At 72.3% G+C, this 7,330-nt stretch carries 5 protein-coding genes; 1 reads left to right on the top strand and 4 read right to left on the bottom strand.

Annotation, left to right across the window (positions count from 1 at the left end; all coding sequences use genetic code 11):
• Nucleotides 1–49 precede the first annotated feature (49 nt).
• Entirely contained in the window at nt 50–3,184 is a 3,135-nt protein-coding gene (locus ACWDN5_RS10260; RefSeq protein ID WP_449675911.1) for a LamG-like jellyroll fold domain-containing protein, read from the bottom strand.
• 102 nt (nt 3,185–3,286) lie between these two features.
• The gene (locus ACWDN5_RS10255) at nt 3,287–4,306 is read right to left on the bottom strand and encodes an aldo/keto reductase (RefSeq protein ID WP_449675909.1); all 1,020 of its coding nucleotides are present in this window, start codon (nt 4,304–4,306) and stop codon (nt 3,287–3,289) included.
• A 148-nt stretch (nt 4,307–4,454) separates the two neighbouring features.
• On the opposite strand from ACWDN5_RS10255, the gene ACWDN5_RS10250 reads away from it, so the two are divergent.
• Complete coding sequence (locus tag ACWDN5_RS10250) at nt 4,455–5,297, top strand: helix-turn-helix domain-containing protein (protein WP_310971929.1); 843 nt, start codon at nt 4,455–4,457, stop codon at nt 5,295–5,297.
• Between the two features lie 115 nt (nt 5,298–5,412).
• Here ACWDN5_RS10250 and larC read toward each other — a convergent pair whose 3' ends face one another.
• Both larC and larB read right to left on the bottom strand, forming a co-directional pair.
• A complete protein-coding gene (larC, locus tag ACWDN5_RS10245; RefSeq protein WP_449675908.1) occupies nt 5,413–6,597 on the bottom strand; it encodes a nickel pincer cofactor biosynthesis protein LarC in 1,185 nt (394 codons plus the stop codon).
• Nucleotides 6,594–7,283, bottom strand: coding sequence for a nickel pincer cofactor biosynthesis protein LarB (larB, locus tag ACWDN5_RS10240; protein ID WP_449675907.1), 690 nt, complete (start codon nt 7,281–7,283; stop codon nt 6,594–6,596). The genes larC and larB overlap by 4 nt, the downstream gene beginning before the upstream one ends.
• Nucleotides 7,284–7,330: the final 47 nt, after the last annotated feature.

Raw genomic sequence — 7,330 nt, 5'->3', positions numbered from 1 at the left:
CGCCGTGGGGTGGCCCGAGCGGGGAGCCCCGGGCGTCGCCGGAGGAGCGTCAGGAAAGCCGGGCGACCTCCGTGTCCGTCAACGCCCGGCCGGCGACGTGGACGTCGTCGACCGCGCCGCTCCAGGAGTCGACGTTGCGGCCGTCGTACTTGGCGCGCCCGACCGTGAACGCGCCGGTGCTGACCAGCGCCGGTCCGGCCGGGGCGGTCGCGACCCGCACGCCGTCCACGTAGAGCCGGATCTCGCCGCCGGCCCGCACTCCGGTGAGCTCGTACCACCGGCCGATTTCCGGCACGACCTCGTACCGGGCCCGGTTGCCGCCGGGCGTGCTGAACGCGAACGCGCCCTGCCCGTACTGCAGGTAGAACGGGCTTTCCCGCTCCCGGCCGTCCTGGCTCACCGCGGTCGCGTAGTTGCCGGGCAGCTGGTCGAGCCGCACCTTCGCGGACACCGTGTAGTCGCCGGTCGTGTCGACGACCGGGCCGTAGGTGTCGGCGGAGCCGCCCGTGAACTGCAGCGCGCCGTCCTTGAACGCCACCCCGGTCGGGGTGAGCGTCAGCGGGTTGCCGCCGCCGCTGGCGTCCTTCGCGGTGGTTCCCCGGCGCTCGTCGAGGTTCCAGTCGCCCTGGCCCGCGTACGGGTAGGGCTTGCCCGCGTTCGCGCCGGCCTCGATCACCCGGCGGTTGATCTCGCGGACGGGACCCGGGTCGACCTTGATGCGCTTGCGGTCGTAGGTCCAGAGCCCGTTGAGCTCGCCTTCCAGGTCGGTGACCTGCGTGTACACCGACGCCGACAGCTCGGCCCGCGCCTGCCCGAGGTAGAACGTGCGGGTGTTGTCGACGTACTTCGCCGTCAGCGCCGCCTTGTCCGCCACCCCGCTGTAGATCGCGATCGGCGCGCCCGGCCACTGGTGGCCCGGCGTGCGCAGGGTGAAGCCGCCGTGCTCGCCGTCCATCGCCACGCGCTTGCCGTCCGGACGAGCCGGGTCGGTGTTGTTGTAGTCGTGGTGGTCGATGACGTCGCCCGCGCCCGAGTCACCCTTGGAGGCGCAGCAGTTCACCCCGCTGTGGGCGTTGACGATCCGGCTCGGGTCGGCGGCCTTCACCTGGTCGGTGATCCGGCCGGTGGCGGTCTTGTCCCACTCGCCCCAGCCCTCGTTGAACACGATCCAGGCGTAGACGGACGGGTAGTTCTGCAGCTGGTGCATCTCTTCCAGGCCCTGGCTGAGCCACGCCTGCTGCGCCGCCGGGTTGTTGCCGTCCTCGACGGACACGAAGTCCTGCCACACCAGCAATCCGAGCCGGTCCGCGTGGTAGTACCAGCGGGCGGGCTCGACCTTGATGTGCTTGCGGACGGCGTTGAAGCCGAGGTCCTTCTGCGCCTTCAGGTCGAAGACGAGGGCGTCGTCGCTCGGGGCGGTGTTCAGGCCGTCCGGGTAGAAGCCCTGGTCCAGCTGCATCAGGGAGAAGAACGGCTTGCCGTTGAGGGTCAGCTTGGGCACGCCGCCGACGTTCGTGATGCCGGTGGACCGCATGCCGAAGTAGCTCTTGACCCGGTCGCCGCCCAGCTTGATCTCCAGCTGGTACAGGTACGGGTCGTCCGGCGTCCACAGGTGCGGGTTCGGCACCGCCAGCTTCAGGTTCGCGTTCGCCGGTCCGCTCACCGTGCCGACCGGCCGGCCGTGCGCGTCCTTGGCGACCGCCGTGACGGTGCCGTTGCCGGCGGACTTGACGTTCAGCGCCAGCGAGTTCGTCGTGAGGTCGGGCGTCGTCTTGATCTCGTCGATGCCCCGGTCCGCCACCGGCTCCAGCCACACCGTCTGCCAGATGCCCGACGACGGCGTGTAGAAGATCCCGCCGGGGTTGGCGGACTGCTTGCCCTTGGGCTGGTACGGGCCGGTCGTGTCGGTGACGGCGACGACGATCTCCTGCTCGCCACCGCGCTCGAGCGCGTCGGTGATGTCCGCGCTGAACGCCGTGTAGCCGCCGGTGTGCTCCGCGACGAGCTTGCCGTTCACCCACACCTTGGCCTGGTAGTCGACCGCGCCGAAGTTGAGCTTGAGGCGCTGCCCGCCACCGATCTTCCAGTCACGCGGGACGGTGACCGTGCGGCGGTAGAACATGTGGTCCTCGTGCCGTTCGAGCCCGGACAGCTGCGACTCGATCGGGTAGGGCACGACCACCTTCTCGGGCAGCCGCTTGCCGAACGTCGGTTGCTGGCCCTCCTTGGCGGCCGAAAACTCCCACGGGCCGTTGAGGTTGAGCCACTTGTCGCGCTCCAGCTGCGGCCGCGGGTACTCCGGCAGCGGGTGGCGCGTGTCGACGTTCTCGCCCCACGGCGTCCGGAGCCGTTCGGTCGACGCGTTGGCGACGATGCGCCCGGCCTTGCCGACCTTCACGCCGTTCACCGCGAGCGCGCCCGCGCCGTCGTAGTAGAGCGTGACCCGCTGGCCCTTCAGGACTTCTTCGGCCAGCTGGATCGTCGCCCGGGTGCGGTTGGTCGCGATGGACGAGACCGGCATCGGCGTCGCGTCGACCTCGATGCGCAGGTGGTCCTTCAGGTCGCTCGTCCCGGAGACCCGGCCGGCGAAGTCGGCCGTGAGCGTGCGGCCGTCCTGGGAGACGTCCGCCGTACGCGGCACGACCGCGAAGTCGGCCGGTGGCGTGAACGCCGACAGCGGCACGATCTGCTTCGCGATGCTCCCGCTCGACCAGCGCAGGAACATGTTGGCGCCGCCGGTGTCCTGGAACATCTCCAGCTTGAAGTCGTATTGCTTGCCGGCGGTCAGCGTGACCGGCGCGCTGGTCTGTTCCTTGTCCCAGTCGCCGACCCAGTGGTCGATCACCGGTGCGCCGTCGAGGAACAGCCGGAAGCCGTTGTCGCCGATGGCGTAGAACGTGTAGTCGCCGGTCTGCGGCACGGCGAGCTGCCCGGTCCACCGGGCGGTCGTGTTCTCGGTGCGCCCGGCGACCAGGCCGAAGACCGAGGTGAGGTCGGGGTGGTCGACCTCCCCGTCGAGCGCGGTGCCGGCCAGGTTCGCGAAGTCGTGCGCCCCCGGCGCCGAGGGCGTGAAGTATTCGGCCTTCAGGCCGTGCACGGGCTCGGCGGCCCCGGCGGGTGGCGTTCCCGACGCCACGCCCAGGGCCACCAGCAGGGCGAGGAGGACAGTAGCGGCTCTTCTCATCGGCGGGGACCTCCACTTTTACAACGTTGTAAAACGCTCCGGGGAGATCCAATCAGATAAATCGGACTCCTGTCCAGATCGCCTTGGTCCGCGGGCCCGGCCTCAGGCCGCCGACCGGAGCCCGGCGGGGCGCCGCCGGAGAGCGGTCTCGAGCAACGCCGGGGGCCGGTACTCCTGGTCGAGGGCGGTGACGTCGGTGCCCGGCGGGACGATCTCGTCGATCCGGTCCAGAACTTCGTCGGACAGTTCGACGTCGGCTCCGGCCAGGAGGTCGTCGAGGTGGGCCATGGTGCGCGGGCCGAGGAGCGCGGCGGTGACGCCCGGGTGGGCGATGGCGAACGCCATCGCCAGGTGGGTCAGGGGCAGCCCGGCCTCCCGCGCGAGCGGGACGAGTCGTTCGACGACGTCGATGCGGCGTTCGTCGGAGAGGTGGCGGGAGAAATGGACGCGCTTGAGGTCGTTGCCCCCGCCCTTGCGCACCCGGCCGGTCAGCATGCCCTGGGCGAACGGGCCCCACACCAGGACGCCCATGCCGTACTCCTGCGCGAGCGGCAGGACCTCCCGTTCGATGCCGCGGTTCAGGATCGAGTACGGCGGTTGCTCGGTGCGCAACCGCTGCAACCCGGCGCGTTCGGCGGCCCACTGGGCCTGGACGATCATGGAGGCGGGTGTCGTCGAGAAACCGATCACGCGCACCTTGCCCGCCCGGACGAGATCGGTCAGGACGGACAGGGTTTCCTCCAGGTCGGTGTCCGGGTCGGGCCGCTGGAGCTGGTAGATGTCGAGGTGGTCGGTGCCGAGCCGGCGCAGGGAGTTCTCGACGGCGGTGGTGATCCAGCGGCGGGAGCCGCCCTGCCGGTTGGGCCCCGCGCCCAGGGGCAGCCCGACCTTGGTGGCCAGGACCACCTCGTCGCGGCGGCCCTTCAGGGCCTTGCCGACGATGTCCTCGGAATCGGCGTAGCGGTCGGCGGTGTCGATGAGGTTGATCCCGGCGTCGATCGCCTTGTGGATGATCCGGACCGACTCGTCCGGCTCGTTGCCCATCTGGCCGGCGAGCATCAGCGTGCCGAGTGCGTAGGGGCTGACTTCGATCCCGGTCCGCCCGAGTTTGCGGTACTTCATCGACGTGCTCCTCCGGTGCCGGCCGGCGGGGCGATCCCGCCGGCCGGAATCCACCTTCCGCGCGCGCCCGGAGATCGACCAGTACCCGCCGCAGCCGGTGGATCCGGAGTACCAGGACGGGACGCGGCCGACCGCCGATACTGGGGAGATGACCGGAACCACCGATCTCGGCCGGGCCCTGCATGCATGGCGAGACCGCACGAAACCCGCCGAGGTCGGCCTGCCGGGTGACGGCCACCGGCGCGCGCCGGGCCTGCGGCGGGAGGAGCTCGCCCTGCTCGCCGGCCTGTCCGTCGACTACATCGTGCGGCTCGAACAGGGCCGGTCGGTCAACCCGTCCGCCCAGGTGCTGTCCACGCTGGCTCGGGCGTTGCGGCTGACGGCGGCGGAGCGTGCGCACCTGTTCGTGCTCGCCGGTCAGGCCGTGCCCGGCCCGGGACAGGTGTCCGACCACGTGCCCGCGGGCGTCCAGCGGCTGCTGGACCGGCTGACGAGCACCCCGCTGAGCGTGTACGACGCCGCGTGGAACCTCATCACGTGGAACCCGCTGTGGGCCGCGCTGTTCGGCGACCCGCCCACCCCGCACGACTTCCGGCGGAACGCGGTGTGGTGGTCCTTCGTCGAGCCCCCCGCCGGCTACCCCCAGGCGGTGGGCCGGCAGGCGGGACACCGCACGGCCTTCGTGTCCGACCTGCGGGCGGCGTCGGCTCGCTACCCGAAGGACGCCGGCCTGGCCGCCCTGATCCACGAGCTCCGCAGCGCGAGCGGCGACTTCGCGGACCTGTGGGACTCCGGCGTGGTGGGCGAGCACAAGCCCCTGACCAAGACGGTCCGGCACGCGAGCGTCGGGGAGATCACCCTCGACTGCGACATCCTCGCCGCCCTCGGAACCGACCTGCGGATCATGGCCTTCACCGCGCCGGAGGGCAGCGACACCGCCGAGCGGCTGCGGCTGCTGGAGGTCATCGGCGTCCAGGCGCTGACCCCGTGACAGGCCGAGGCCGGCCGCCGCGGATACCGGATCGCCTCCCTGGCGCGGGCGGTGTCGACCGTCCGGAGTGGATCCCGAGTCCCGGGCGACCCGGCCCGGGGCGTGGACAACCCGGTCAGGAGCCCGCGGCCGCGCGGACTTCCTCCAGGACTCGCCGCAGCGGCTGGCCGGTGGCGGCCGCGGCGGCTTTCACTTCCTCGTACTCCGGCTGGGCCGTCACCACCACCCCGTCGAGGTAGCCGCGCTTCACGCTCACCGGGCGGCCGCGGTAGTCCACCGTCACGCTGTCGCGCGGCAGTGACCGCCGCTCGGTGGGGGACAACCGCACGCCCAGCGTCGACGTGTGGGCGAACACCGCCGCGCAGATGCCGTCCACGCGGTCGTCCGCCGCCAGGGCCGTGAGGACCATGCCCGGCCGGCCCTTCGGTGTCGTCACCGGGGTGCACCACGCGTCGGCCGCGCCCGCGGTGCGCAGGGCCGCCAGGACGTCGGGCCACAGGCGGGGATCGAGGTCGTCCACCGTGGTCTCGATGACGGTCATCTTCGCGCGTGCCCAGGTCCGGTCCGGCTCCGCGGCCGATCCGATGACCACCCGGACGATGTTCGCGTGGCCCGGTGGATCGGCCGTTCCCGCGCCGACGCCGACTCCGGCCGGCACGCAGGCCGGCATCGGGCCGTACGCGTCCGCCAGCGTGACGAGCAGCGCCGCCCCCGTCGGCGTGCACAGCTCCCGGGCGGCGGGGTGCGCGGCGACCGGGGCGCCCGCCGCGGTGAGCAGCGCGAGTACCGCGGGTGGGGGCACGGTGAGCCGGCCGTGCGCCGCGGTCACCGTGCCGCCGCCGACGGCGATCGGCGACACCGTCACGGTTGCGTCGAGCAGCCCGAGGGCGTCCAAGCCGAGCGCACAGCCCACGATGTCGGCGATCGCGTCCAGCGCGCCGACTTCGTGGAAGTGCACCTGGTCCCGCTCGATGCCGTGCACGGCGGCTTCCGCGTCGGCCAGCGTGCCGAACACCCGGGTGGCGAAGCGTTCCGCGGCACCGGAGAGCGCGGCGGACGCGATCAGGTCGAGGATCTCCGGGAGGTGGCGGGCGTGCCGCGTCTCGGGTGCCTCGACCACGACCTGGCGCGCCCGCAACCCGTGCCGCCGCACCACCTGCTCGGTCAGCCGGATGCCGTCGACGCGCAGCCGGGCCAGGCCGTCGACGATCCCGGCGAAGTCGGCGCCCGCGTCGACCAGCGCCGCCAGCAGCATGTCGCCGGCGCAGCCGTTCCCGGCGTCGATCCACGCGACGGTCACGATGCCACCGACTGCCGGGCGACGCGGGCCGCGGCGACGCCCGCGCCGAAGCCGTTGTCGATGTTGACCGTCACCACACCGGGGGCGCAGCTGTTCAGCATGGTCAGGAACGCGGTCAGGCCGTCGAGGTGCCAGCCGTAGCCGACGCTCGTGGGCACGGCGATCAGCGGCGTGCCGCACAGTCCACCGAGGACGGTGGGCAGCGCCGCCTCCATCCCGGCGATCGCCACCACGGCGTCGGCGCCGGCGATCCGGTCGCGTTCGGACAGCAGGCGGTGCAGCCCGGCGACGCCGACGTCGACGACGAGATCCGGCTCCGCGCCGAACACGGCCACCGTCGTCGCGCATTCGCGGGCGACGGGCAGGTCGGACGTTCCCGCGCAGACCACGGCCACCCGGCCGCGCGGTGCCGGTGCGGTCCCGAGCGTCACCGTCCGGCCGGTGTCGTCGACCGCGGCCTCCGGCAGGCGTTCCCGGCACAGCGCCCGCGCTTCCGCCCCGACCCGCGTGGCGAGCACCGCGCGTGCGGGATGGGCTTCGTGCAGCCGGGCCAGCGCGGCCGCGATCTGCTCCGGCGTCTTCCCCGCACCGAACACCACTTCCGGATCCCCGGTGCGGCTCGCCCGGTCGAGATCCAATCGCGCGAAACCCAGATCGGCGGTCGCCGCCGTAACCCCAGTCGTCACCACCCGCGAGACGTTAGCGTTCCGGCGCGCCGTATGTAAACTGTTTC

The organism is Amycolatopsis sp. NPDC003731, assembly GCF_053586895.1.
This window is presented reverse-complemented; position numbering and strand designations above follow the sequence as displayed.

Coding starts and splice junctions, on each gene's coding strand:
- ACWDN5_RS10260 (WP_449675911.1), bottom strand. CDS start 3,184: ATGAGAAGAGCCGCTACTGTCCTCCTCGCCCTGCTGGTGGCCCTGGGC.
- ACWDN5_RS10255 (WP_449675909.1), bottom strand. CDS start 4,306: ATGAAGTACCGCAAACTCGGGCGGACCGGGATCGAAGTCAGCCCCTAC.
- ACWDN5_RS10250 (WP_310971929.1), top strand. CDS start 4,455: ATGACCGGAACCACCGATCTCGGCCGGGCCCTGCATGCATGGCGAGAC.